The sequence below is a fragment of the Klebsiella sp. GW_Kp181 genome (genome assembly GCF_040062315.1).
GTDB classification, from domain to species: Bacteria; Pseudomonadota; Gammaproteobacteria; order Enterobacterales; family Enterobacteriaceae; genus Klebsiella; species Klebsiella oxytoca.
Window position 1 is genome coordinate 20,966 of record NZ_JBEAFR010000070.1, and the last position, 25,070, is coordinate 46,035.

The 25,070-nt window shown below is 54.9% G+C and carries 27 protein-coding genes; 20 read left to right on the forward strand and 7 right to left on the reverse strand.

Annotated elements, in window-relative coordinates:
* The first annotated feature begins 137 nt into the window (after window positions 1-137).
* From ABLV11_RS18265 to ruvX, 7 genes are all read left to right on the forward strand, one after another.
* Window positions 138-1,532 (forward strand): sugar porter family MFS transporter, encoded by a 1,395-nt coding sequence (locus ABLV11_RS18265; protein ID WP_004105696.1) that lies wholly within the window; start codon window positions 138-140, stop codon window positions 1,530-1,532.
* A gap of 77 nt (window positions 1,533-1,609) precedes the next feature.
* A complete protein-coding gene (locus ABLV11_RS18270) occupies window positions 1,610-2,110 on the forward strand; it encodes a SprT family zinc-dependent metalloprotease (RefSeq protein ID WP_024274713.1) in 501 nt (166 codons plus the stop codon).
* A gap of 94 nt (window positions 2,111-2,204) precedes the next feature.
* Window positions 2,205-2,912 carry a deoxyribonuclease I gene (endA, locus tag ABLV11_RS18275; RefSeq protein ID WP_004115375.1) on the forward strand — a complete coding sequence of 236 codons (708 nt, stop codon included), beginning with the start codon at window positions 2,205-2,207 and terminating at the stop codon, window positions 2,910-2,912.
* Window positions 2,913-3,003: 91 nt separating this feature from the next.
* Window positions 3,004-3,735 carry a 16S rRNA (uracil(1498)-N(3))-methyltransferase gene (gene rsmE / locus ABLV11_RS18280; RefSeq protein ID WP_004115377.1) on the forward strand — a complete coding sequence of 244 codons (732 nt, stop codon included), beginning with the start codon at window positions 3,004-3,006 and terminating at the stop codon, window positions 3,733-3,735.
* Window positions 3,736-3,755: 20 nt separating this feature from the next.
* Window positions 3,756-4,703 carry a glutathione synthase gene (gene gshB / locus ABLV11_RS18285; protein ID WP_004105704.1) on the forward strand — a complete coding sequence of 316 codons (948 nt, stop codon included), beginning with the start codon at window positions 3,756-3,758 and terminating at the stop codon, window positions 4,701-4,703.
* Between the two features lie 176 nt (window positions 4,704-4,879).
* Entirely contained in the window at window positions 4,880-5,443 is a 564-nt protein-coding gene (locus tag ABLV11_RS18290; RefSeq protein ID WP_004105705.1) for a YqgE/AlgH family protein, read from the forward strand.
* Window positions 5,443-5,859: a Holliday junction resolvase RuvX gene (gene ruvX, locus ABLV11_RS18295; protein WP_004105707.1), complete on the forward strand. Its 417-nt coding sequence runs from the start codon at window positions 5,443-5,445 to the stop codon at window positions 5,857-5,859. Before ABLV11_RS18290 ends, ruvX begins: the two co-directional genes overlap by 1 nt.
* Window positions 5,860-5,914: 55 nt before the next feature.
* Here the strand turns inward: ruvX and ABLV11_RS18300 are convergent, their stop codons facing one another.
* Window positions 5,915-6,568: a LuxR C-terminal-related transcriptional regulator gene (locus tag ABLV11_RS18300; protein ID WP_126489554.1), complete on the reverse strand. Its 654-nt coding sequence runs from the start codon at window positions 6,566-6,568 to the stop codon at window positions 5,915-5,917.
* Between the two features lie 348 nt (window positions 6,569-6,916).
* Window positions 6,917-7,897: a type IV pilus twitching motility protein PilT gene (locus tag ABLV11_RS18305; protein WP_224250548.1), complete on the reverse strand. Its 981-nt coding sequence runs from the start codon at window positions 7,895-7,897 to the stop codon at window positions 6,917-6,919.
* A 16-nt stretch (window positions 7,898-7,913) separates the two neighbouring features.
* Here ABLV11_RS18305 and ABLV11_RS18310 point away from each other — a divergent pair, with 16 nt between their 5' ends.
* From ABLV11_RS18310 to ABLV11_RS18345, 8 genes are all read left to right on the forward strand, one after another.
* Window positions 7,914-8,618, forward strand: a complete 705-nt coding sequence (locus ABLV11_RS18310; protein WP_016807917.1) for a YggS family pyridoxal phosphate-dependent enzyme — start codon at window positions 7,914-7,916, stop codon at window positions 8,616-8,618.
* 17 nt (window positions 8,619-8,635) lie between these two features.
* Window positions 8,636-9,202: a YggT family protein gene (locus tag ABLV11_RS18315; protein WP_004105714.1), complete on the forward strand. Its 567-nt coding sequence runs from the start codon at window positions 8,636-8,638 to the stop codon at window positions 9,200-9,202.
* Window positions 9,199-9,489: a DUF167 family protein YggU gene (gene yggU / locus ABLV11_RS18320; RefSeq protein WP_004105716.1), complete on the forward strand. Its 291-nt coding sequence runs from the start codon at window positions 9,199-9,201 to the stop codon at window positions 9,487-9,489. The genes ABLV11_RS18315 and yggU overlap by 4 nt, the downstream gene beginning before the upstream one ends.
* 12 nt (window positions 9,490-9,501) lie before the next feature.
* Window positions 9,502-10,095, forward strand: a complete 594-nt coding sequence (locus ABLV11_RS18325) for an XTP/dITP diphosphatase (protein ID WP_004105717.1) — start codon at window positions 9,502-9,504, stop codon at window positions 10,093-10,095.
* Window positions 10,088-11,224, forward strand: coding sequence for a radical SAM family heme chaperone HemW (gene hemW, locus ABLV11_RS18330; RefSeq protein WP_004105720.1), 1,137 nt, complete (start codon window positions 10,088-10,090; stop codon window positions 11,222-11,224). The genes ABLV11_RS18325 and hemW overlap by 8 nt, the downstream gene beginning before the upstream one ends.
* Window positions 11,225-11,528: 304 nt before the next feature.
* A complete protein-coding gene (locus ABLV11_RS18335) occupies window positions 11,529-12,515 on the forward strand; it encodes a TRAP transporter substrate-binding protein (protein ID WP_004115390.1) in 987 nt (328 codons plus the stop codon).
* A 45-nt stretch (window positions 12,516-12,560) separates the two neighbouring features.
* Window positions 12,561-13,064 carry a TRAP transporter small permease gene (locus ABLV11_RS18340; RefSeq protein ID WP_348855609.1) on the forward strand — a complete coding sequence of 168 codons (504 nt, stop codon included), beginning with the start codon at window positions 12,561-12,563 and terminating at the stop codon, window positions 13,062-13,064.
* Window positions 13,064-14,365 carry a TRAP transporter large permease subunit gene (locus ABLV11_RS18345; protein WP_004105725.1) on the forward strand — a complete coding sequence of 434 codons (1,302 nt, stop codon included), beginning with the start codon at window positions 13,064-13,066 and terminating at the stop codon, window positions 14,363-14,365. Before ABLV11_RS18340 ends, ABLV11_RS18345 begins: the two co-directional genes overlap by 1 nt.
* Window positions 14,366-14,553: 188 nt before the next feature.
* On the opposite strand, the gene ABLV11_RS18350 is transcribed toward ABLV11_RS18345, so the two are convergent.
* The 4 genes from ABLV11_RS18350 to trmB form a co-directional block, all read right to left on the reverse strand.
* Window positions 14,554-15,561 carry a DUF1202 family protein gene (locus ABLV11_RS18350; RefSeq protein WP_016807918.1) on the reverse strand — a complete coding sequence of 336 codons (1,008 nt, stop codon included), beginning with the start codon at window positions 15,559-15,561 and terminating at the stop codon, window positions 14,554-14,556.
* Between the two features lie 110 nt (window positions 15,562-15,671).
* Complete coding sequence (locus tag ABLV11_RS18355) at window positions 15,672-16,391, reverse strand: DUF2884 domain-containing protein (RefSeq protein WP_017145429.1); 720 nt, start codon at window positions 16,389-16,391, stop codon at window positions 15,672-15,674.
* A 50-nt stretch (window positions 16,392-16,441) separates the two neighbouring features.
* Window positions 16,442-16,768 carry a YggL family protein gene (locus tag ABLV11_RS18360; protein ID WP_004105731.1) on the reverse strand — a complete coding sequence of 109 codons (327 nt, stop codon included), beginning with the start codon at window positions 16,766-16,768 and terminating at the stop codon, window positions 16,442-16,444.
* Entirely contained in the window at window positions 16,768-17,487 is a 720-nt protein-coding gene (gene trmB, locus ABLV11_RS18365; protein ID WP_004115399.1) for a tRNA (guanosine(46)-N7)-methyltransferase TrmB, read from the reverse strand. Before trmB ends, ABLV11_RS18360 begins: the two co-directional genes overlap by 1 nt.
* Window positions 17,488-17,623: 136 nt before the next feature.
* Here trmB and mutY point away from each other — a divergent pair, with 136 nt between their 5' ends.
* From mutY to ABLV11_RS18385, 4 genes are all read left to right on the forward strand, one after another.
* Window positions 17,624-18,682 (forward strand): A/G-specific adenine glycosylase, encoded by a 1,059-nt coding sequence (gene mutY, locus ABLV11_RS18370; protein WP_004105734.1) that lies wholly within the window; start codon window positions 17,624-17,626, stop codon window positions 18,680-18,682.
* 27 nt (window positions 18,683-18,709) lie between these two features.
* Window positions 18,710-18,985, forward strand: a complete 276-nt coding sequence (locus tag ABLV11_RS18375; RefSeq protein ID WP_004105744.1) for an oxidative damage protection protein — start codon at window positions 18,710-18,712, stop codon at window positions 18,983-18,985.
* Between the two features lie 47 nt (window positions 18,986-19,032).
* On the forward strand, window positions 19,033-20,118 hold the full coding sequence (gene mltC, locus ABLV11_RS18380; RefSeq protein WP_004105745.1) for a membrane-bound lytic murein transglycosylase MltC: 1,086 nt from the start codon (window positions 19,033-19,035) through the stop codon (window positions 20,116-20,118).
* A gap of 193 nt (window positions 20,119-20,311) precedes the next feature.
* Complete coding sequence (locus ABLV11_RS18385) at window positions 20,312-21,568, forward strand: nucleoside permease (protein WP_016807921.1); 1,257 nt, start codon at window positions 20,312-20,314, stop codon at window positions 21,566-21,568.
* Between the two features lie 67 nt (window positions 21,569-21,635).
* Here ABLV11_RS18385 and ABLV11_RS18390 read toward each other — a convergent pair whose 3' ends face one another.
* Window positions 21,636-23,774, reverse strand: a complete 2,139-nt coding sequence (locus tag ABLV11_RS18390; protein WP_115239194.1) for an ornithine decarboxylase — start codon at window positions 23,772-23,774, stop codon at window positions 21,636-21,638.
* A 437-nt stretch (window positions 23,775-24,211) separates the two neighbouring features.
* Between ABLV11_RS18390 and ABLV11_RS18395 the strand changes: the two genes are divergently transcribed.
* Window positions 24,212-24,928, forward strand: a complete 717-nt coding sequence (locus ABLV11_RS18395) for a DUF554 domain-containing protein (protein WP_126489555.1) — start codon at window positions 24,212-24,214, stop codon at window positions 24,926-24,928.
* Window positions 24,929-25,070 lie beyond the last annotated feature (142 nt).

Here is a 25,070-nt window from a genome sequence, read left to right on the forward strand (position 1 = left end):
TTAAATAAATTAAATGTGATTACCTTTCTTTACGATAGTGTAACCGATTACACCAGCGTGATTATTATCACATTTTTTTACTACGCATTTACCTACCCTATGCCTCGACAGAATCAATAACTCAACCGGAGGGCGTTATGCCTGACAACAAAAAACAAGGGCGTTCAAACAAGACGATGACGTTCTTTGTCTGCTTCCTCGCCGCACTGGCAGGCCTGCTATTTGGCCTGGATATTGGTGTTATTGCGGGTGCCTTACCCTTTATTGCCAACGAGTTCCAGATAAGCGCTCATACGCAGGAATGGGTAGTAAGCTCCATGATGTTCGGCGCCGCGGTCGGCGCGGTCGGCAGCGGCTGGCTCTCCTTCAAACTCGGGCGTAAAAAAAGCCTGATGATTGGCGCCATCCTGTTCGTTGCCGGTTCCCTGTTCTCCGCCGCCGCCCCGAATGTGGAAGTCCTGCTCATTTCCCGCGTGCTGCTCGGCCTCGCCGTTGGCGTCGCTTCCTACACGGCCCCGCTGTATTTGTCGGAAATTGCGCCGGAAAAAATCCGCGGCAGCATGATTTCGATGTACCAGCTGATGATCACCATTGGTATTCTCGGGGCGTATCTTTCGGATACCGCTTTCAGCTACAGCGGCGCCTGGCGCTGGATGCTCGGGGTGATCATTATCCCGGCGGTGCTGCTGCTGATTGGCGTAGTTTTCCTGCCGGACAGCCCGCGCTGGTTTGCCGCTAAGCGCCGCTTTGTCGATGCCGAACGCGTCCTGCTGCGCCTGCGCGACACCAGCGCTGAAGCGAAACGCGAGCTGGATGAGATCCGCGAAAGCCTGAAGGTAAAACAGTCCGGCTGGTCGCTGTTCAAAGAAAACAGCAACTTCCGCCGCGCGGTGTTCCTCGGCGTCCTGCTGCAGGTGATGCAACAGTTCACCGGTATGAACGTCATCATGTACTACGCGCCGAAGATTTTTGAACTGGCGGGCTATGCCAACACCACCGAACAGATGTGGGGGACCGTCATCGTCGGTCTGACCAACGTTCTGGCGACCTTTATCGCCATCGGACTGGTTGACCGCTGGGGCCGTAAACCGACGCTGATCCTCGGCTTTATCGTCATGGCACTCGGCATGGGCGTGCTGGGCAGCATGATGCATATCGGCATCCACTCCGCCACGGCGCAGTACTTTGCCGTCCTGATGCTGCTGATGTTCATCGTGGGTTTTGCGATGAGCGCCGGCCCGCTGATTTGGGTGCTGTGCTCCGAAATCCAGCCGCTGAAAGGGCGTGATTTCGGTATCACCTGCTCAACGGCGACCAACTGGATTGCCAACATGATCGTCGGCGCGACCTTCCTGACGATGCTGAACTCGCTGGGCAGCGCCAACACCTTCTGGGTCTATGGCGGCCTTAACATCCTGTTCATCTTCCTGACTCTGTGGTTGATCCCGGAAACCAAAAACGTTTCGCTGGAACATATTGAACGTAATCTGATGAAAGGCCGTAAACTGCGCGAAATCGGCGCGCGCGACTAGTACGATACACGCTTCCTCCCCTCCGGGAGGAAGCTTCTTCTTGCTCTCCTCATCCCGCCGCACTATCCTCTGGCGCTATGAAAACACCCCGAATTCCCATTGCCCTTCAACAGGCCGTTATGCGCAGCCTGCGGGAAAATCTTGCCAAAGCGAACCTCAAGCTGGGACGACATTACCCTGAACCGGTGCTGGTTTATCAGCAGCGGGGAACCTCCGCCGGTACCGCCTGGCTGGAGAAAAACGAAATTCGCCTTAACCCGGTGCTGCTGCTGGAAAACCAGCAGGCTTTTATCGACGAAGTCGTGCCGCACGAGCTGGCCCATCTGCTGGTATGGAAACACTTTGGCCGCGTGGCGCCGCACGGAAAAGAGTGGAAATGGATGATGGAGAGCGTACTGGGCGTACCGGCGTTGCGTACTCATCGTTTCGAACTCGATTCTGTCCGTAAAAATACCTTCCCCTACCGCTGCCAGTGTCAGCAGCATCAGCTTACCGTTCGCCGCCACAATCGCGTGATGCGCGGTGAGGCCACCTATCGCTGCGTGCGCTGCGGCGACGTGCTGGTGGCGGAAAAGTAATCTCCGGAAATAACTGGAAATTTTCTGATCTGACTGATTGCATCAGGCAATCACATTCGTTACGTTGCGGGCTCGTTTTGACACGGAGTTAACGATGTCCCGTATTTATATTTTTGCTGCCGCGTTTCTTAGCGCGGCGGCGTGTGCCCCGCTTGCTGCGGAGGGAATCAACAGTTTTTCTCAGGCCAAAGCCGCTGGCGTCAAGGTCAACGCCGACGTCCCCGGCGATTTCTACTGCGGCTGTAAAATCAACTGGCAGGGGAAAAAGGGCGTTATCGATCTGGAATCATGCGGCTATAAAGTGCGTAAAAATGAGAACCGCGCCAGCCGGGTAGAGTGGGAACACGTGGTTCCGGCCTGGCAGTTTGGTCACCAGCTTCAATGCTGGCAGGACGGCGGGCGGAAAAACTGCGCCAAAGACCCGGTCTATCGCAAGATGGAAAGCGACATGCATAACCTGCAGCCGGCGGTTGGCGAGGTCAACGGCGATCGCGCCAACTTTATGTACAGCCAGTGGAACGGTGGCGAAGGCCAGTACGGCCAGTGCGCGATGAAGGTTGATTTTAAAGATAAAGTTGCCGAGCCGCCGGCTCGCGCCCGGGGCGCGATTGCCCGCACCTACTTCTATATGCGCGACCGCTACCAGCTCAATCTTTCCCGCCAGCAAACCCAGCTGTTCACCGCCTGGAATAAGCTGTACCCGGTGACACGCTGGGAATGCGAACGCGACGCGCGTATTGCAAAAGTTCAGGGCAACCATAATCCTTACGTCCTGCAGGCTTGCCAGGCGCAAAAGAGCTAACCTACACTAGCGGCAATTGTTAATTTGCAGCTTCACGCTTCCCTCTTTAATGAGGGAAGACAATATCTGCGCGAAGAACGGAATATCAAGCATGCGCATCCCTCGCATCCATCACCCGGAACGCATCACCACGGGTAGCCAGATAGCCCTCTCCGACGACGCGGCCAACCATGTCGGTCGCGTTTTACGGATGGGTAAAGGCCAGGCAATCGAGCTTTTTGACGGCAGCAATCAGGTCTTCGAGGCGGTCATTGTCGAGGCAGGTAAGAAACATGTGCTGGTTGAAGTACAGAGCGGCAAAATCGATAACCGCGAATCCCCTCTCCATATCCATTTAGGCCAGGTGATGTCACGCGGCGAAAAAATGGAATTCACCATCCAGAAATCGATCGAACTTGGCGTAAGCCTCATAACGCCACTGTTTTCCGAACGCTGTGGCGTTAAACTGGACGCCGAACGTTTGCACAAGAAGATTCAGCAGTGGCAGAAAATCGCCATTGCCGCCTGCGAGCAAAGCGGCCGCAACGTGGTGCCGGAGATCCGCCCGGCAATGCAGCTCGAAGCCTGGTGCGCGGAGCAGGACGAGGGCCTGAAGCTCAATTTACACCCTCGCGCCAGCGCCAGCATCAATACGCTGCCGCTGCCGGTCGAACGTATCCGACTGCTGATCGGTCCGGAAGGCGGGCTTTCGGCAGAAGAGATAGCGATGACCGCTCGCTACCAGTTTACTGATATCCTGTTGGGACCGCGCGTTCTGCGTACAGAGACAACTGCGCTCACTGCCATTACCGCCCTGCAGGTGCGTTTTGGCGACTTAGGTTGAAGCGTTAACGGAGAAGAACAATGATTAAGCTCGGCATCGTGATGGACCCCATCGCAACCATCAACATCAAGAAAGACACCAGCTTCGCTATGTTGCTGGAAGGGCAGCGTCGCGGCTATGAACTCCACTATATGGAGATGAACGATCTGTACTTAATCAACGGTGAAGCCCGCGCCCGTACGCGCAAGCTGAGCGTCGAGCAGAACTACGACAAATGGTACGAGTTCAACGGCGAGCAGGATCTGCCTCTGGCGGACCTGGACGTCATTCTGATGCGTAAAGATCCGCCGTTTGATACCGAGTTTATCTATGCGACCTACATCCTCGAACGCGCCGAAGAGAAAGGCACGCTTATCGTCAATAAGCCGCAGAGCCTGCGCGACTGTAACGAAAAGCTGTTTACCGCCTGGTTCTCCGAGCTGACGCCGGAAACGCTGGTCACCCGCAATAAAGCTCAGCTGAAAGCCTTCTGGGAAAAGCACGGCGATGTCATCCTCAAGCCGCTGGACGGCATGGGCGGTACCTCCATTTTCCGCGTGAAAGAGGGTGACCCTAACCTCGGCGTGATTACCGAGACCCTGACCGAGCTGGGCAGCCGCTACTGCATGGCGCAGAACTATCTGCCGGCCATTAAAGACGGCGATAAGCGCGTGCTGGTCGTGGACGGCGAGCCGGTTCCTTACTGCCTGGCCCGTATTCCGCAGGGTGGCGAAACTCGCGGCAACCTCGCCGCCGGCGGCCGTGGCGAAGCGCGCCCCCTGACCGAAAGCGACTGGGCTATCGCCCGCCGCGTAGGCCCGACGCTGAAGGCCAAAGGCTTAATCTTCGTCGGCCTGGATATCATCGGCGATCGCCTGACGGAAATTAACGTCACCAGCCCAACCTGCGTACGTGAAATCGAAGCCGCCTTCCCGATTTCCATCACCGGGATGCTGATGGACGCCATCGAAAAGCGCCTCAATAAATAACGCGCTCATTCAGGCTATGGGCCAACGCCTGTAGCCTGAAGCTCGCTTCAGAGATTCACTTTCAGGCTCAGACAGGCAACGGCCGTGACGCCTGCAAGATAAAGTGAATCGACACTCTCTTGCTTTACCCGCATACTGGGTGCTGCTTTTTTGAACCAGGAACAGAACCTCTGACAATGAATTTACAGCATCACTTTCTGATTGCCATGCCTGCTCTCCAGGACCCGATGTTCCGTCGCTCCGTAGTCTATATCTGCGAGTATAACGATGACGGCGCCATGGGCATCATCATCAATAAGCCGATGGAAAATCTGCAGGTTGAAGGGATCCTGGAGAAGTTAAAAATCACGCCTGAGCCGCGCAATCCCGAGATCCGCCTGGATAAACCGGTGATGGTTGGCGGCCCGCTGGCCGAGGACCGGGGTTTTATACTGCACTCGCCGCCCTCTGACTTTTCTTCCAGCATTCGTATTTCCGATAATACGGTGATCACCACCTCCCGCGACGTGCTCGAAACGCTGGGCACGGATAAACAGCCGGACAACGTGCTGGTTGCGCTGGGCTATGCCTCCTGGGAGAAAGGTCAGCTGGAGCAAGAGATACTGGATAACGCTTGGCTCACCGCGCCGGCGGATCGGAACATTTTGTTCAATACGCCAATAGCCGACCGCTGGCGCGAGGCTGCGAAGCTGATCGGCATCGATATCGTCACCATGCCGGCCGCAGCGGGGCATGCCTGATGAGCGGAACGTTTTTAGGCTTTGATTTTGGCACCAAAAGCATCGGCGTCGCCGTAGGGCAGCGCATCACCGGCACTGCCCGCCCCCTGCCCGCATTGAAGGCGCAGGACGGCAAACCTGACTGGAATATTATCGAGAAGCTGCTCAAAGAGTGGCAGCCCGAAAAGGTGGTTGTCGGCCTGCCGCTGAATATGGACGGTACGGAGCAACCTCTGACCGCGCGCGCGCGCAACTTCGCGAATAAAATCCATGGCCGTTTCGGCGTGCAGATAATCCTGCACGATGAGCGTCTGAGCACGGTGGAAGCCAGAGCCGGGTTATTTGAACACGGTGGATTCCGTGCGCTCAATAAAGGCAGCATTGATTCAGCGTCCGCTGTCATTATTCTGGAAAGCTACTTCGAGCAGGGCTTCTGATCCTGAATGCTGGCGCCACATCGCAGCGACAGGCGCCATCATCCTGATTCAGTTTTTAGTGACGCAGATGCTCATTCGCCCAGCTGACCGCCTGGGTTCGGTTCTTCACGCTTAGCTTACGGAACACGTTGTACAGATGGGTACGCACCGTGTTTTCGCTGATAAACAGCGCGCGAGCAATATCCATATTGGTCGCCCCGCAGCGAAGTTCATTAAGGATTTCACATTCGCGCTCGGTCAGCGGCGAACTTTCCACAGGCACCGATTGATGATCCGCTGCGTACATAGCCGGGTGCATTACGCTCAATTCAGCCGTCTGTTCGCCGTTAAGCACAGCTTTAACGCCCTCAATTAAGCGCAATTCATCATCGTCGTGACGGAAAACGCCATAAAGCGCTGGCCACTGTGCCATTTCGTAGAGCTCATACTTTTGTGCGCTGTTGATAATCAATAAACGGGGGTTATCTACCTGCAGGCGAATAATATCACGCCACACGCTATTCAACTTTTTATTTGAAACCGCAATATCAAATAATATTACAGAATCTTTCACAAGTCGTTGCGCGAGGGGTTTGTTAATATTTTGCAGGATCACTGTAGCAGATAACCTGTCAGCCAGCCAGGTTGCAAATGCCTTGCTTTGAATTGAGGGGTGAGTAATAAAGGTAACCTGATGAGAAAGAACTAAATCCTCAGAAAAATTAATCACTTAAAACTCTCCTTAGTTGATACCCGCCTTCATAGCGGTTAAATGAATTAACAAGAATACCATCGCCGGTGTATTTATAAATAAAAACCAAATTTACACTTTGAAACAATATTCCATGGGAATTTTCCTATCCCTGTAAACAGCATAAATCGAATACCTTGAGAGAGTCAAAAGATTATCAAACTTTTTTCCTGGTTATGGGAGGTTTATGTCAATTCGTTTTTCATAGCCTACATTATTCGGCTTAATTCCATATGGTTCTTTGTAATATAAAATAATAATACCGAACATTAATAAAACATTATCATAACAAGCCATTGGTAAGATGTCTGAATATAAAAAATGCAGCTATAAAAGACCCGCTGCCGTACGTTGCTGAAAGCTTTGCGTAAATGTTTGCATGCCAGATTGCTGCCCGGTTTGCATCACGCCGGGCAGCTGATGCGTTTTTCCCTCCCGGATCAAATTCGCCACTGCTGGGGTATTAACTAAAAGCTCGTATAGCGCAACTCTGCCGCCTGCAGCATCCGGAAACAATTTTTGTGCCAGTACCGCGCACAAACTTCCCGCCAGCTGGCTGCGAACCTGCTCTTTCTCCTGGGCGGGAAAAACATCCACCAGCCTTTCAACCGCCTGCGCGGCGCCGCGCGTATGCAGCGTCGCCATAACCAGATGTCCGGTCTCCGCCGCCGTAAGTGCCAGGCGGATAGTTTCGCTATCGCGCAGTTCCCCTAACAGAATGACGTCCGGATCCTGACGCAGCGCAGCGCGTAACGCCGCGGCAAAGGAGGGGCAGTGGCGGCCGATTTCCCGCTGCTGGATCAGGCAACGCTCGCTGTGGTGAATAAATTCGACCGGATCTTCCAGCGTCAGGATATGACCATTGAGGCGCTGATTAAGATAGCCCACCATCGCCGCCAGGGTAGTTGATTTCCCGCTGCCGGTGGCGCCCGTGACGAGGATAAGCCCGCTCTCCTCATTGAGCAGATCGCTTAAGGCGGCTGGTACACCGAGCGCCTCCAGCTGCGGACAGGTTTCCGCCAGCAGACGCAGCGCCAGCGACAGACCGCGGCTGTGGGCAAATGCGCTGGCGCGAAGGCGTGGCCCGCCAGCCGGCGCTAAAGCGAAATCGACCTGCCCGCTGGCCTGCCACTGCGCGAGCTGCTCGGCGTTGAGCCAGTCATGGAGTATTTTGCTGATATCAGGGGAGATAAAAGGCGCAGGCTCCAGCTTTCCCTGGCGACGCCAGCGCGGTGCTGAAGCATTGCACAGGTGTAGATCGGAGACGTTATGCTTTACACTAAGGGCCACTATTTCTTCCAGTTCCATAACTCATCCTCGGTATATGAACGATATTGCGCATAACCTGGCACAGGTCCGGGACAAAATCTCAGCCGCTGCCGCACGCTGCGGCCGTGCTCCAGAAGAAGTTACGCTGCTTGCAGTCAGTAAAACGAAACCTGCGAGCGCTATCGAAGAAGCGATGGCCGCAGGCCAGGTCGCGTTTGGCGAAAACTATGTTCAGGAAGGGGTGGAGAAAATCCGCTACTTTCAGGAGACCGGGGCAAGCGGGCTGCAGTGGCACTTTATTGGTCCGCTGCAGTCCAACAAAAGCCGCCTCGTGGCCGAACATTTTGACTGGTGTCATACCGTCGATCGACTCAAAATCGCCGCTCGCCTCAGTGAACAGCGCCCTGCCGACATGCCGCCGCTCAACGTGCTGATTCAAATCAACATTAGCGATGAGCAGAGCAAGTCGGGTATTCCGCCTGCAGAGCTGGACGCGCTGGCGGCAGAGATCGCTAAATTGCCGAATCTGCAGCTGCGCGGTTTAATGGCCATCCCCGCGCCTGAGTCAGAATATGTAAGGCAGTTTGCCGTCGCCCAACAAATGGCGGTAGCATTTGCGCGGCTAAAAACGCACTACCCTACCGTCGATACGTTGTCGCTGGGAATGTCGGATGATATGGAAGCCGCCATCGCGGCGGGAAGCACTATGGTGCGCATCGGAACCGCAATTTTCGGCGCGCGCGACTACAGCAAAAAATAAGGAATCTGAGGAACGCCATGAAGACGTTGACTTTCCTGCTCTCAACGGTCATTGAGCTTTATACAATGGTCGTGTTGTTACGCGTCTGGATGCAGTGGGCGCGCTGCGACTTTTATAACCCGTTTTCGCAGTTCGTGGTCAAGGCTACGCAGCCTGTCGTTGGGCCGCTGCGCCGCATTATCCCGGCGATGGGGCCGCTCGACAGCGCCTCCCTCCTGGTCGCCTTTATTCTCTGCGTCGTGAAAGCTATCGTCCTGTTTATGGTCGTCACCTTCCAGCCGATTATCTGGATCTCCGCGCTGCTGATCCTTATCAAAACCGTCGGCTCGCTGATCTTCTGGGTTCTTCTGTTAATGGCGATCATGAGCTGGGTAAGCCAGGGCCGTAGCCCGGTGGAATATGTTCTGATGCAGCTGGCAGACCCGCTGCTGCGCCCTATCCGCAGGCTGCTGCCCTCAATGGGCGGAATTGATTTCTCGCCGATGGTGCTGGTTCTGCTGCTGTACGTGATCAATATGGGTATCGCCGAACTGTTGCAGGCTACCGGTAACGTTCTGCTTCCGGGGCTGTGGATGGCGCTATGAGTGCTGTCCAGGCCTGCGCTGACGGTCTGGTCTTAAGGCTGTATATTCAGCCTAAGGCCAGCCGCGACAGCATCGTTGGTTTACATGGCGACGAACTCAAAGTCGCCATTACCGCGCCACCCGTTGACGGCCAGGCCAACGCCCATCTGGTAAAATTTCTTGCCAAACAGTTTCGCGTAGCAAAAAGCCAGGTGCTTATTGAGAAGGGCGAACTGGGTCGCCACAAACAGATAAAAATCATTCATCCGCAGCAGATCCCCGACGGGGTCGCTGCGCTGACAGAATAGACAGGATCTCTTATGCAAAAAGTTGTTCTCGCCACCGGCAATCCCGGTAAAGTGCGCGAGCTGGCCTCGCTGCTGGCAGATTTTGGCCTCGATATCGTGGCGCAAACCGAACTGGGCGTGGATTCCGCAGAGGAAACCGGCCTCACGTTTATCGAAAACGCCATTCTTAAAGCGCGCCACGCCGCGCAGATTACCGGCCTTCCGGCTATCGCCGATGACTCAGGTCTGGCCGTCGATGCGTTAGGCGGCGCGCCTGGCATCTATTCTGCCCGCTATTCCGGTGAAGATGCGACCGACCAGCGCAATCTGGAAAAACTGCTCGACGCGCTACGCGACGTGCCGGACGATAAGCGCCAGGCGCAGTTCCACTGCGTGCTGGTCTATCTGCGCCATGCGGAAGATCCCACGCCGCTGGTGTGCCACGGCAGTTGGCCAGGCATCATCGCTCGCCAGGCCGCCGGCAGCGGCGGCTTTGGTTACGATCCGATTTTCTTTGTTCCGACGGAAGGTAAAACCGCAGCGGAGCTGAGCCGTGAAGAGAAGAGCGCCATTTCCCACCGCGGACGAGCGCTGAAACTGTTACTGGAAGCCTTACGTAATGGCTAATTTGCCGCCCCTGAGCCTCTACATTCACATCCCGTGGTGCGTGCAGAAATGCCCGTATTGCGATTTCAACTCGCATGCGTTGAAGGGCGAAGTGCCGCATGATGACTATGTCCAGCATCTGCTGAACGATCTGCGCGCCGACGCCCACTATGCGCAGGGACGTGAAATCGGGACGATTTTTATTGGCGGCGGTACGCCGAGCCTGCTCTCCGGCCCGGCGATGCAAACCCTACTCGATGGCGTACGCGCGGCTCTTCCGCTGGCGGCCGGAGCCGAAATCACGATGGAAGCCAACCCCGGCACCGTGGAAGCGGATCGCTTCGTGGAGTATCAGCGCGCCGGCATTAATCGCATCTCCATCGGCGTACAGAGCTTTAGCGAGCAAAAGCTGCAGCGTCTGGGGCGCATTCATGGGCCACAGGAAGCCAAACGCGCGGCAAACCTGGCAAGCGGTCTGGGACTGCGCAGCTTTAACCTCGATTTAATGCATGGTCTGCCGGACCAGTCTCTGGAAGAGGCGCTGGACGACCTGCGCCAGGCGATTGCGCTCAATCCGCCGCATCTCTCCTGGTATCAGTTGACCATTGAACCAAATACCCTGTTTGGTTCGCGACCACCGGTCCTGCCTGACGACGATGCGCTGTGGGATATTTATGAGCAGGGGCATAGCCTGCTTAGCGCCGCGGGCTACCGGCAATATGAAACTTCCGCCTATGCAAAACCGGGATATCAGTGCCAGCATAATCTGAACTACTGGCGCTTTGGCGACTACCTGGGCATTGGCTGCGGCGCGCACGGTAAAGTGACGTTTGCGGACGGACGCATTCTGCGGACGGCGAAAACCCGCCACCCGCGCGGCTATATGGAAGGCCGTTACCTGGAGCGCCAGCATGATGTTGAGAACGCAGATAAACCGTTTGAGTTCTTTATGAACCGTTTCCGCCTGCTCGAAGCGGCGCCACGGGATGAATTCAGCCGCTTTACCGGCCTCGACGAGCGGACGATCCGCCCGCAAATCGATGCCGCTATTGCCCAGGGCTACCTGACGGAAGATGAAGGCTGCTGGCAGATTACCGAGCACGGCAAGCTATTTTTGAACTCCCTTCTCGAATTATTCCTCAGCGAATAAACCTCTCCCTGATTATCCCGTTATATAAATAGCGGGATAATTAATTATTCGTTTTTCCCGAAATATTAATATCGTAATTCCCGAAGAATCTCAGTTCAGCATTCTTAATAAAAATTAATTCACATTCATTTATAGAAAATAAATATAACCTAACGCACAAAAATACGCATTTCATCGTCTCATTGGAAAAAAGTGTGAGTCAGACAGCTTAAAGGTGTACGACAACCAGGATAATATGTCATACAGAAACAAAGAATGACTCTTTAGATATTGACCAATTAACCTAAGTGCATGGAGCCGACTCATGAAAAAACTCTCGTTTTCTCGTTCTCTGGTATGTGTTTCTTTGCTTGCCCTGCTCTCAGCGGGCGCCAGCGCAGCTGAAAAAGTTACGTTAAAACTGGCACATAACCTTGAACGCAGCCACGTTGTTCATCAGGCGTTTGAGCAGATGGCGAAAGAGGTTAACCAACTTTCCAACGGCAATATGAAAATCCGTATTTACCCCAGTAGCCAGATGGGCAGCGCGCGTGAAACGATGGAGTTATTACAAAACGGCGCACTGGATATGACGAAAGGTTCCGCCAGCGACCTGGAGTCATTTGATAACGTCTACGCGATATATAATTTACCGTTCCTGTTCAAGGATCAGAATCACTTCAATAAAGTCGTCTTCGGTGAAGTGGGTAAAGAAATAATGGAGTCCACGAAAGATAAAGGATTCTTTGCCCTTTCCGCTTATGTTGCCGGGACCCGAAGTTTTTATGCTAAAAAACCCATTACTAAACCGGAAGATTTAAAAGGGCTGAAAATCCGCGTCCAGGCCAGTCCGACAACGTTGAAAATGATCGAATTAATGGGCGGTTCGCCAACGCCAATTTCGTTTGGTGAAGTCTATACCGCGATGCAGCAGGGCGTAGTGGACGGCGCGGAAAATAACGTACCTTCCTGGGTGCAAACGCGCCATATCGAAATCGCTAAGGTTTTCTCAGAAGATGAACATGCCTCCATCCCGGATTTCCTCGTTATCTCCAGCAAAACCTGGGACAAGCTGACGCCGGAGCAGCAGCAAATCCTGAACGAGGCGGCGAAAGCCTCAGAGGCCTATCAGCAAAAACTGTGGGACAAAATTGACGCCGACACCCGCGCGCAGGCCAAAGCCATGGGCGGCGAAATTATCAAAGTTGATAAAGCACCATTCCGCGCCGCCGTTCAACCGCTCTTTGATGACTTCAAAAAAGATCCGAAACAGGCGGCTCTGCTGGCCAAATTTGAAGCTGCTGCTGAATAACACTTAGCGGGCCAGCCGCTGGCCCCTTTCACCGGGAACTCAAAGATGATACTTAACCGCATAAAGCTGGCGGTGGACCGCACGATCGCCGCATTCTCCGTCGCCGTTATGATTGCGCTGGTGGTCTGCGTCGTCTGGCAGGTATTTAGCCGCTACGTGCTAAACCAGCCAAGCACCCTGACCGACGAACTGGCGCGCTTTTTAATGATTTGGGTCGGGCTGCTGGGTGCGGCATATACCGTCGGCGCCCAGCGTCATCTGGCTATCGATTTACTGGCGATGACGCTCCCTCCTCGCAGGCAGGCGCTTCTCTGCGTCATTATTAATCTGCTGATCTTTATTTTTGCTGGTTCAGTAATTGTGACCGGCGGCGTGAAGCTGATTGAGAAAACGCTATCGACGTCCCAAGTCTCAGCGGCGATGCAAATCCCCATGGGCTACGTGTATCTGATCCTGCCGCTAACCGGGATCATTATGATGTTCTACGCGTTGTGTTTTATCAGCACCGGACTGAAAAACATGAAGCACTCTGCAGCGGGGGCAAATTGATGGACAGCTATATCGCACTGATGCTATTTGGCTCTTTCTTTATTCTGGTTTTTATTGGCGTACCTATCTCCTTCTCCATTGGCATCGCTACCGTCGGTTCGATGCTGCTGATGTTCCCCTGGGATATCGCAGTGATTACCGTTTCTCAGCGCCTGGCAAACGGCCTCGATAACTTCGCGCTGCTGGCGATTCCATTCTTTATCTTTGCCGGAACCCTGATGAACAGCGGCGGGATTGCCATACGTTTAATCAATCTGGCCCAGGTGATGGTCGGACGCGTGCCGGGCTCTCTGGGCCACGTCAACGTGCTGGCCAATATGATGTTCGGCTCGATTTCAGGCTCAGCGGTCGCCGCCGCCGCCGCGGTCGGCGGCACGCTCAACCCCATACAGACGCAGAAAGGCTACGATCCGGCCTTCTCTACGGCGGTGAACGTCTCATCCTGCATCACGGGTCTGCTTATTCCGCCGTCAAACGTACTGATCGTCTTTTCCCTGACCGCAGGCGGCGTCTCGGTGGCCTCGCTGTTTATGGCCGGCTATTTGCCGGGCATCCTGATGGGCCTGGCTATTATGGTGGTCTGTGCCGTCATTGCTAAACGTCGCGGCTATCCGGTTTCCGAGCGTCCGACCTGCGCCCAGGCGGCAAAAGCGTTTTTCGATGCTCTGCCCAGCCTGCTGCTGGTCATCATTGTGATGGGCGGGATCCTTGGCGGCATTTTTACCGCGACGGAAGCCTCTGCCATCGCCGTGGTCTACACCTTTATCCTGTCGGTACTGATATATCGGGAAGTGAAGTGGCGCGATCTGCCGAAGCTGATTCTGGAATCGGTAGTCATGACCTCTATTGTGCTGCTGCTGATTGGCTTTTCCGTGGGCATGTCGTGGGCGATGACCAACGCCGACATTCCCTACATGATAAGCGACGCGCTAATGGGCGTTTCTGAAAACCCGGTGGTGATTCTGCTGCTGATAAATATCGTGCTGTTAATCGTCGGGATCTTTATGGATATGACCCCAGCGGTGCTGATTTTCACGCCGATATTCCTGCCAATCGCGCAGGACCTGGGGATGGATCCGGTGCACTTCGGTATTATGATGGTCGCCAATCTGTGTATCGGGCTGCTCACCCCACCGGTTGGCAGCGCGCTGTTCGTTGGCTGTTCTATTTCTGGCGTCAAAATTCAGCAGTTGATCAAACCGCTGCTGCCGTTCTACGCCGCCCTGCTGATCGCGCTGATGATGATTGTCTATATCCCGCAGATTTCGCTGTTTATTCCGCAGCTGCTAGGGCTGATGTAGCGTTATTGCCCTGGAAAGGAGGGGACGCATTCCTGAGGAAGAATGGGCGTTAGACCTTGAGCTAACGCTTCTGCCGGGCGGCGGCTAGCGCCGTGCCCGGCCGACAAAAGCTTCAATAGCAAAATATTCTGTCATCCGACAAGCTCATACGCGCCAGGCGCAGCCGGGCCATTTCGAACCTGACCCGGCTACTTTAGAACCCCGTTGCGGCGCATCTTCTCCAGCCCCTCCTGCCAGTATTTTTCGTCGCGAGCCAACTCCCGGTAGCGGATCTCCAGCGCCATCAGCTGCGCGTTCAGTTCGCCTTTTTGCTTCTGCAGCGGCGCTATCTTTTTATCGCGCGCGGCCATCTCCGCTTTGATATTTTCACTCATCTCTTTATGCTGGCGATAATAGTTACGCTTCTGCTCATTCAGCACGGCATCGCGCTCGGCGCGCAGCGGCGCAGCATCGCAAACCGCTTTTTTCTGACAGGCGGCCAGTGCGGGTTCATAGAGAGTTTTGTAGTAATGATTCTCGAACTTCAGCGGATCGTTTTGCCGGTCTACTTCATACATTTTTTCCAGCATCGCCTGCTGCACGTCGCTGCGATCGAGCGGCTTGCCGTTCGCATCCGTACCCCATGAACGGTTAATCCGCTCCTCTAACGCGGCGATCTCGGTTTTCAGCGCATCCTGTTGCCCTTGCAGCGTCTTCATCGTGGCTTTGCTGGCGGCAAAGCTGGCGTCAATTTTGGCAAATTGCGCCATAAATTTGTGGTCATTGACAATCAGGGTTTTACTTTCATCCCCTCCGATTTCCTTAAAGGTTCTCCCGCCCCTCTTCGCCGCCATCTGCAGCGAAAAGAATTCGGTCTGCCAGCCGGAGTCTTTGGTCCCTACCGCGGTCATCATGGCGGAGAACTTTACCGGCCGCCCCCTGGTCCAGACTCGCTCATAAAAAAAGTAATCTCCCGCGACGCCGACGCGAATATAGAGATCTTCCGCGGCGGCCATATCGCCTTCCAGCATATAGGTCGCCTGATTTCCCCTGGCGTCGAGCTGCTTCAGCGTCACGTTTTGCAAGCGCATAATCCCGCCAGTCTGTTCAGCAAACTGCTGTTTTACCACGTCGTCTGTTGGCGTGTTGGCATCCGCCAGCACGTGACAAGGGGAAGCGATCATCAGGACGGTGAGTGTTTTCCATGCATATTTCATCAGCAAATTCCTTTTATGAATACAGCAGGCATCATAAGGAGTTCGCCACCGCAGGCAGGATAAATGAAATCTGATTTTGCTACCTGCGGACGCAGGTAGCGGAATAAAGCTTACTTTAACGACCCCACCAGCGCTTTGCGGCTATCCTCAAGGGAAACCACGCGGCTGCAGACATCCTTACCAAACTGCTGGAAATCGGCTTCCTGATTTTTCCATTCATCCTGAATGGCGGTTTGCAGGCCGCCAAGGCTGCCGAGGATCCCCTGCAGCGGGTTACCGCCGCCTTTGAGAACCGCCTTCGCGCCCATCTCGTTGATGCTGTCCTGCAGGATGCCGCCCATCGCCTGGTTTACCAGCTGCTGGCCGTCGGCGCGCACCTGATCGATAGCTTTATAGTGGAACGTCAGGCCATCGTTACGATGTTCAATTATGCGGCTCATTTGCGCTTTCAGCTGCGCATCAAGCTTGGTCAGGCGGCTATGCATGCTGCTGCTGGCCCCTACCTGTTCGGTAATAATTTTATCCAGCGCGGCGCGGCCTTTTTCTACCCGCGAGCGTGCGCCTTCATCAATCCACGGCAGGCTGCTGCGCAGGCTGGCCTGATAGTCCTGAGCCTGTTCGCGCTGAGCGGCGTTCAGAGAATACGCTTTCCCGTTAAAGCTCAGGCTGCCGTCCGGCTTAATCACCAGATCGCCATTTTCGCCTTTCACCTGCACCTGCTGCGGGCTGAGGATGACATCGTCACGCGGCGTGACGCTACACTGGTAGTCCGCATGCGCGGACAAAGCGGTGACGGAAAGCGCCACAGCTAACAGCGTTTTGCGCATCATTTAACTCCCTTCAGACAAAACGGGCCGGCAGTTGCCGACCCTTGTCAAACTTAGTCCCACCAGATATCAAAAAGTTCGCTGGTGCGTACATCGGCCAGCCCGCGGTCTTCCAGCCATTTACGCACAATGGCCTGGTGCTCCTCGGTGCATTTACCGATTTCCTGCAGGCAGATCAGGCCTTCCCAGGAGAGATAGCCGCTGCCGTCAAAGGCCAGCTTATTAGGCTCAATCACCTCATCAATCAGATCGTTAACGGTCTGGTCGATCTGCTCTTCGCTGGTTCCTTCCGCGAAACGCCACGCGACGGAAAAACCCACTTCCTGAAATTCGTCGATATGCATTTTTTTACGCAGACGACGGCTACGATTCGTTGCCATTATTTCACCCTCTCGAACATTAAGTCCCATACGCCGTGGCCAAGACGATGGCCACGCTGTTCAAATTTGGTTACCGGGCGCGATTCCGGGCGCGGCACATAGTCGTTGCTTTCTGACCGGTTGCGATATCCTTCAAGCGAGGACATCACTTCCAGCATATGCTCGGCATAGGGCTCCCAGTCGGTCGCCATATGGAAAACGCCGCCCAGCTTCAGTTTACTTTTCACCAGTTCGGCAAAAGGCGGCTGAACGATCCGGCGCTTATTATGACGCGCTTTGTGCCACGGGTCAGGGAAAAAAAGCTGCACCATGCTCAGGGAGTTATCGGGGATCATCGCGTGCAGCACTTCTACCGCATCGTGGCACATAACGCGCAGATTTTGCACGCCCTCTTCTTCAGCAGACGCCAGACAGGCGCCGACGCCAGGAGAGTGCACTTCAATGCCGAGGAAATTCTGCTGCGGCTTCTCTTTCGCCATCGCCACCAGCGAAGCGCCCATACCAAAACCAATCTCCAGCGTGATGGGCGCTTCACGGCCAAACAGCGCGGCAAAATCGAGCGGCGCATCGTTAAATTCAACGCCCATCACCGGCCAAATGGTATCCAGCGCGTGCTGCTGACCTTTAGTCAGGCGGCCCTGACGACGGACGAAGCTGCGAATACGGCGCAGCGGACGGCCGTTTTCATCGAATTCCGGAGATATGACGTCGTTTTTCATAAAAGTTAAGTCTGCTTGTGAGAGTGTTCGGAAAACGGGCATTATCCAAAGTTACCCGGCGGATGCAAGGGTTTACAGCCTCTCGCCCTTGTGCTGCAATCTGCCACCTTATAATCGCTATCCCGGAGCCGTAGCTTTGACTTTTCTCGCCGCGCAATTTTCAGCCCAGGTACTGGACTGGTACGACAAATACGGACGTAAAACCCTGCCCTGGCAAATCGGCAAGACGCCCTACAAAGTATGGCTCTCCGAGGTGATGTTGCAACAAACGCAGGTGGCGACGGTCATCCCCTATTTTGAGCGCTTTATGGCGCGTTTCCCAACAATTACCGATCTGGCCAATGCGCCACTCGATGAAGTCCTCCATCTGTGGACCGGGCTGGGCTATTACGCCCGCGCGCGCAATCTGCATAAAGCGGCGCAGCAGGTGGCCACCCTGCACGGCGGAAACTTCCCGCAAACTTTTGATGAAGTCGCCGCGCTGCCGGGCGTGGGTCGTTCCACCGCCGGGGCGATTTTATCCCTTTCTCTCGGTCAGCATTATCCGATTCTCGACGGCAACGTGAAGCGCGTGCTCGCGCGCTGCTATGCTGTCAGCGGTTGGCCGGGGAAAAAAGAGGTTGAGAAACGCCTGTGGGATATTAGTGAGGACGTGACGCCAGCAAAAGGGGTTGAGCGTTTTAACCAGGCCATGATGGACCTCGGGGCGATGGTGTGTACCCGCTCTAAGCCCAAATGCGAGCTCTGTCCGCTGAATAACGGCTGCGTGGCCTACGCCAGTCATTCATGGGCTCAATATCCAGGCAAAAAACCGAAACAGACGATCCCGGAACGTACCGGCTATTTCCTGCTGATGCAGCACGGCGATGAGGTATTTCTCTGCCAGCGCCCGCCGGTGGGTTTATGGGGCGGATTGTTCTGCTTCCCGCAGTTTGAAGATGAAGATGCGCTGCGGCAGTGGCTGGCGCAGCGCCAGATTAAGGCCGATAATCTGACGCAATTAACCGCGTTTCGCCACACTTTCAGCCATTTCCATCTGGATATTGTGCCGATGTGGCTTACAGTGCACTCATCCGGCGCATGCATGGATGAAGGGGGCGCACTCTGGTATAACTTAGCGCAGCCGCCGTCCGTCGGTCTGGCGGCCCCCGTGGAGCGCTTGTTGCAACAGTTAAAAGCCGGAGCACCGGTTTAGCTTTCTGGCGATTAAAGAGGATTAAGAATGAGCAGAACGATTTTTTGTACTTTCCTGCAGCGTGAAGCCGATGGCCAGGATTTTCAGCTGTATCCGGGCGAACTGGGCAAACGTATCTATAACGAAATCTCTAAAGAAGCCTGGGCCCAGTGGCAGCACAAACAGACGATGCTGATCAACGAGAAAAAACTCAGCATGATGAACCCCGAGCATCGCAAACTGCTGGAGCAGGAGATGGTTCAGTTCCTGTTTGAAGGTAAAGACGTACACATCGAAGGCTATACGCCGCCAGAAAAACAGTAAGGGCCTGATGGCCCTTTACCACAACAAACACAACACGCACTCCCGGAATGATGAAAAAATACTTAGCGCTAGCGCTGATTGCGCCTTTGCTCGTTTCGTGTTCCAGCTCAACCAAAAAAGGCGCCGAGTATAACGAGGCGTGGGTGAAGGACACCAACGGCTTTGATATTCTGATGGGCCAGTTCGCCCATAACATCGAGAACATTTGGGGTTATAACGAAGTTCTGCTCGCCGGGCCGAAAGACTACGTCAAATACACCGACCAGTATCAAACCCGCAGCCACATCAACTTTGACGCCGGGACGATTACCGTCGAAACCATCGCCGGCACCGACCCGGCCGGGCGTCTGCGCCAGGCGATTATTAAAACCCTGCTGATGGGCGACGACCCTAACTCCATCGACCTCTATTCCGACGTCGATGACATTCAGATCTCAAAAGAACCGTTCCTGTATGGTCAGGTCGTGGATAACACCGGTGAGTCGATTCGCTGGGAGTGGCGCGCCTCACGCTTTGCGGACTACCTGCTGCAAACGCGTCTGAAAAGCCGCAGCAACGGTCCGCGCATGATCTACAGCATCACCATCAACCTGGTGCCGAACCATCTCGACAAACGTGCGCATAAATACATTGGCATGGTCCGTCAGGCGTCGCGCAAATATGGCGTTGATGAGTCGCTGATCCTGGCGATTATGCAAACCGAATCGTCCTTTAACCCCTATGCAGTCAGCCATGCCGACGCGCTGGGGCTGATGCAGGTGGTGCAGCACAGTGCCGGGAAGGATGTGTTCCGCTCGCAGGGGAAATCCGGCCTGCCGAGCCGCAGCTATCTGTTCGATCCGGCCAATAATATCGATACCGGGACCGCCTATCTGGCCATGCTGAACAACGTCTATCTGGCCGGTATTGCTAACCCCACCTCGCGTCGCTATGCGGTGATTACCGCCTATAACGGCGGCGCGGGCAGCGTGCTGCGGGTCTTCTCCAGCGATAAGATTCAGGCCGCGAATATCATCAATAATATGACGCCGGGCGACGTTTATCAGACCATCACCAGCCGTCACCCATCCGCCGAATCGCGCCGTTATCTCTACAAGGTAAACACCGCGCAAAAAGGCTACCGCCGCAAGTAATCCTCTGCCAACGCCCTTGTTTCCTCAAGGGCGCCTTCCTTCTGCTATACACAATAGAGTTGCGCAACTGTTTTGCGATTTTCTGCGGCAGTTAACAAAAGTATCCACCCCATGAATGATAGAATCCAACCAAAATAACGCCACAAATGTTATTTAAAACACAAAACAATTCTATATCCGTGAGGATCAAAACATGAATCTTAAGCTGCAGCTCAAAATACTGTCGTTCCTGCAGTTCTGCCTCTGGGGAAGCTGGCTGACCACGCTCGGCTCATATATGTTCGTTACCCTGAAGTTTGACGGTGCGGCCATCGGAGCGGTTTATAGCTCGCTCGGTATCGCTGCGGTATTTATGCCGACGCTGCTTGGTATCGTTGCCGATAAATGGATCAGCGCCAAATGGGTTTACGCCATTTGCCATCTGGTCGGCGCGCTGACGCTGTGGCTCGCCGCCCAGGTCACTACGCCGGGCGAGATGTTCCTCGTCATCCTGCTTAACTCGCTGGCCTATATGCCGACGCTGGGGCTGATTAACACCATTTCCTACTACCGTCTGCAGTCTGCGAACATGGATATCGTGACCGATTTCCCGCCGATTCGCATCTGGGGTACCATCGGTTTTATCCTCGCCATGTGGGGCGTCAGCTTCTCCGGCTTTGAGCTGAGCCATATGCAGCTCTATATCGGCGCGGCGCTCTCCTTGCTGCTGGTGCTCTTCACTCTGACGCTGCCGCATATTCCGGTAGCCAATCAGCAGAAAAACCAGAGCTGGACCGCCATGCTGGGCCTTGATGCCTTCGCGCTGTTTAAAAACAAACGTATGGCGATCTTCTTTATTTTCTCGATGATGCTGGGCGCCGAACTGCAAATCACCAATATGTTCGGCAACACCTTCCTGCACAGCTTTGATAAAGATCCGCTGTTCGCCAGCAGCTTTATCGTGCAGCACGCCTCGGTGATGATGTCGATTTCGCAGATCTCGGAAACCCTGTTCATTCTGACCATCCCGTTCTTCCTCAGCCGCTACGGCATCAAGAACGTGATGCTGATTAGTATCGTGGCGTGGATGCTGCGCTTCGGCCTGTTCGCTTACGGCGACCCGACTCCGTTCGGCACCGTGCTGCTGGTGCTGTCGATGATCGTTTATGGCTGCGCCTTCGACTTCTTCAATATCTCGGGGTCGGTGTTTGTGGAAAAAGAGGTTCGCCCGGAAATCCGCGCCAGCGCCCAGGGAATGTTCCTGATGATGACCAACGGTTTCGGCTGCATACTTGGCGGGATGGTGAGCGGCAAAGTGGTGGAGCACTTTACCGTCGAAGGGATTACCGACTGGCAAACCGTATGGCTGATTTTCGCCGGCTATTCGCTGGTTCTGGCGTTTGCTTTCGTCGCGCTGTTTAAATACAAGCACGTTCGCGTACCAGCCGGTGCGCAGACCGTCGTACATTAAATAAACGGCTTCACCCGAGATGTACGAATAAAAAAAAGCGCCCCGGTGATGTCAACGGGGCGCTTTTTTATGCTTTCAGCACATAGCCATACAGACGCTTAATGCCGTCAGAGTCCGTTTCGCTATAGACCCCCTGGAGCTCCGGCGAGAAGCCCGGCAGCATATTGACGCCCTCCTCCAGCGCCAGAAAATAGCGCAGCACCGCCCCGCCCCAGATTTCGCCAGGCACGACGCACAGCACGCCCGGTGGATACGGTAGCGCGCCCTCCGCCGCAATGCGCCCTTCCGCTTCGCTTAAGCGCACCAGTTCGACGTTACCGCGAATAAACTCGCGGTTGGCGTCCTGCGGGTTCATGACCGCCCGCGGGAAGCTCTGCTTGCGGAACATCTCTTTTTGCAGATCCTTCACCTCAAAGCTAACGTACAGGTTGTGCATCTCCTGACACAGCTCGCGGATGGTGTAGTCCCGATAGCGCACCGGGTATTTGTTAACGATGCTCGGCAGAACCTCGGCCAGCGGCGTATCCGATTCGATATGCTGCTCAAACTGGGCAAGCATCGCCACCAGCTGCGCCAGCTTCTCCGCGCTTTCGGCGGGGGTCAGCAGAAACAGAATAGAGTTCAGATCGCACTTCTCCGGCACAATGCCGTTTTCGCGCAGATAGTGGGCCAGAATGGTCGCCGGGATGCCAAAATCAGTATATTCCCCGCTCTGCGCATCGATTCCTGGCGTCGTCAGCAGCAGCTTACAGGGGTCAACGAAGTACTGTTCGCTGGCATAGCCCTCAAAGCCGTGCCAGCGCGCGCCCGGTTCAAAGCTAAAGAAGCGCCGCTCGCGGGCGATGGTTTCGGTGGGGTGATCCTGCCACGGGCGTCCCGCGACCATTGGCGGAATAAACGGCTGGATCATTTTGCAGTTAGCGATAATCGCTTTGCGCGCGTCAATACCCAGCGCCACGCATTCGGCCCACAGGCGGCGCCCGCTCTCCCCTTCATGGATTTTGGCATTCACGTCAAGAGCCGCGAACAGCGGATAAAACGGGCTGGTCGAGGCATGCAGCATAAAGGCGTTATTCAACCGCTTATGCGGGCAAAAACGCGCCTGCCCTCGCAGATGGTTATCCTTTTTATGGATCTGCGAAGTTTGCGAAAAACCGGCCTGCTGTTTATGCACCGACTGAGTAACAAAAATGCCCGGGTCATTCGGCGTCAGGTCCAGCAGCAGCGGCGAACAGTCGGCCATCATCGGAATAAACTGCTCGTAGCCGACCCAGGCCGAGTCAAACAGGATGTAATCGCACAGGCTGCCGATTTTATCGACCACCTGGCGGGCGTTATATACCGTCCCGTCATAGGTTCCGAGCTGGATCACCGCAAGGCGGAACGGGCGCGGCGTATCGGCTTTTTCCGGCGCCGTCTCGCGAATCAGATCGCGCAGGTATTTTTCATCGAAGCAGCGATCGTCAATCCCGCCGATAAAACCGAACGGGTTGCGCGATGCTTCAAGATAGACCGGCGTCGCGCCTGCCTGAATCAGCGCCCCATGATGATTGGATTTATGGTTATTGCGATCAAACAGCACCAGATCGCCGCGGGTCAGCAGCGCGTTAGTCACCACTTTGTTCGCCGCCGAGGTACCGTTAAGGACAAAATAGGTTTTATCGGCGTTGAAGACCTTCGCCGCGAACTTCTGCGCGTGTTTCGCAGACCCTTCATGAATCAACAGATCGCCAAGCTTAACGTCGGCGTTGCACATGTCGGCGCGAAAGACGTTCTCACCAAAGAAGTCGAAGAACTGCCTCCCCGCTGGATGCTTCTTAAAGAAGGCGCCGTGCTGATGGCCGGGGCACGCGAAGGTGCTGTTATCCATCTCTACGTACTGAGTCAGCGTATCGAAGAACGGCGGCAGCAGGTTCTCTTCATAGTCGCAGGCGGCGGCTTCCAGTTCGAGCCACTCCTGCTCTTTGCCGCTAACGATGGCCGTCACGCCTTCTGGTTTTTCGTGCTCAGCTTCGCTGAACAGATAGACCGGCAGGTTAAAGCCCGTGCGTTTCAGCAACGCAAGGATGCCGCTGCGGCTGTCCGCCACGGTAATGACGACTGCCGCCACATCGGTAAAATCAGTACTGTCCAGGGCCACCACGCGACGGTGGGTGGACAGGTGGGATACCAGCTCGCGGCTGGCGGCAATGTGCATTGATTTCATGAGCGCGAATACCCGTTTCCGGAGAGTAAAAGGCTTAGGCCAGGGCATCTCTGCTCTGGCCAACGAACTGTCAGGGTCTGGCTGGATCCCAGCTCCGACCGCCAGACATCAGTAAAAGCAGACCGCGTCCGATCTTACTGTTGTCCTGCAGTGAGCCTGCGTTACGCTCACCGCATGACGGGCAGAAGTTGCAGAGTAAGGTTAGCAAGACGAGGCAGCCTGCGCATCTGTACGCAGCGGCACTGGTGATGTAGTGGCGATGTCGTCATCCCGGCGGCCTCATTCAGGGGAGGAGAAAATTCGCGCAATCATGTCACCTTTAAATGTACCGTGCAAGATGAATTACGTATGCAGCGACCCCACGGATGCGCAAGCCTTTTGGCCAGCTTCGCGCCATAATAATGCAGTCGTTAGGGATAATTAACAGGAGTCATACTTTGGTTACAGGGCCATTTATTAACGCCGGTGCGGTCCTTTTGGGCGGCGTACTTGGCGCACTCTTAAGTCAAAGATTGCCGGAACGGATTCGTACATCAATGACCTCTATTTTTGGGCTGGCGTCGCTGGGCATCGGTATTCTACTGGTGATCAAATGCGCCAACCTGCCGGTGATGGTGCTTTCAACGCTGGTGGGCGCGCTGTTCGGCGAAGTATGTAATATGGAGAAAGGCATTAATACGCTGGTGAGTAAGCTTCAGCAGCTGCTTTCGCCAAAAAAGGGCCAGATAAAGAGTTCGGCGCATGAGTCGTATATTCAAAGCTACGTCGCGATTATCGTCCTGTTCTGCGCCAGCGGAACCGGGATTTTCGGCGCGATGCGCGAAGGAATGACCGGTGACACCAGCATTCTCATTGCCAAAGCGTTTCTCGACTTCTTTACCGCCACCATTTTCGCCTGCACCCTGGGGCTGGCGGTCTCGGCCATTTGCGTGCCGATGCTGGCTATCCAGCTGGCGCTGGCGGCCTGCGCATCGTTGATTATGCCGTTAACCACGCCGATGATGATGGCGGATTTCAGCGCTGTCGGCGGGATGCTGCTGGTTGCCACCGGTTTGCGCATCTGCGGAATTAAAATGTTCGCCGTGGTGAATATGCTGCCGGCCCTGGTGCTGGCGATGCCGATTTCGGTAGCCTGGACGGCGTTTTTCGCCTGAAGATGCGTGCTTTTGACGCAATGTGGTGATAGATTGTTCAGTCTGCTGCGAAACAGATAAATTTCGTTGACGAGGTGCAGCGAATCAGGTTTAATGCGCCCCGTTGCCCGGATAGCTCAGTCGGTAGAGCAGGGGATTGAAA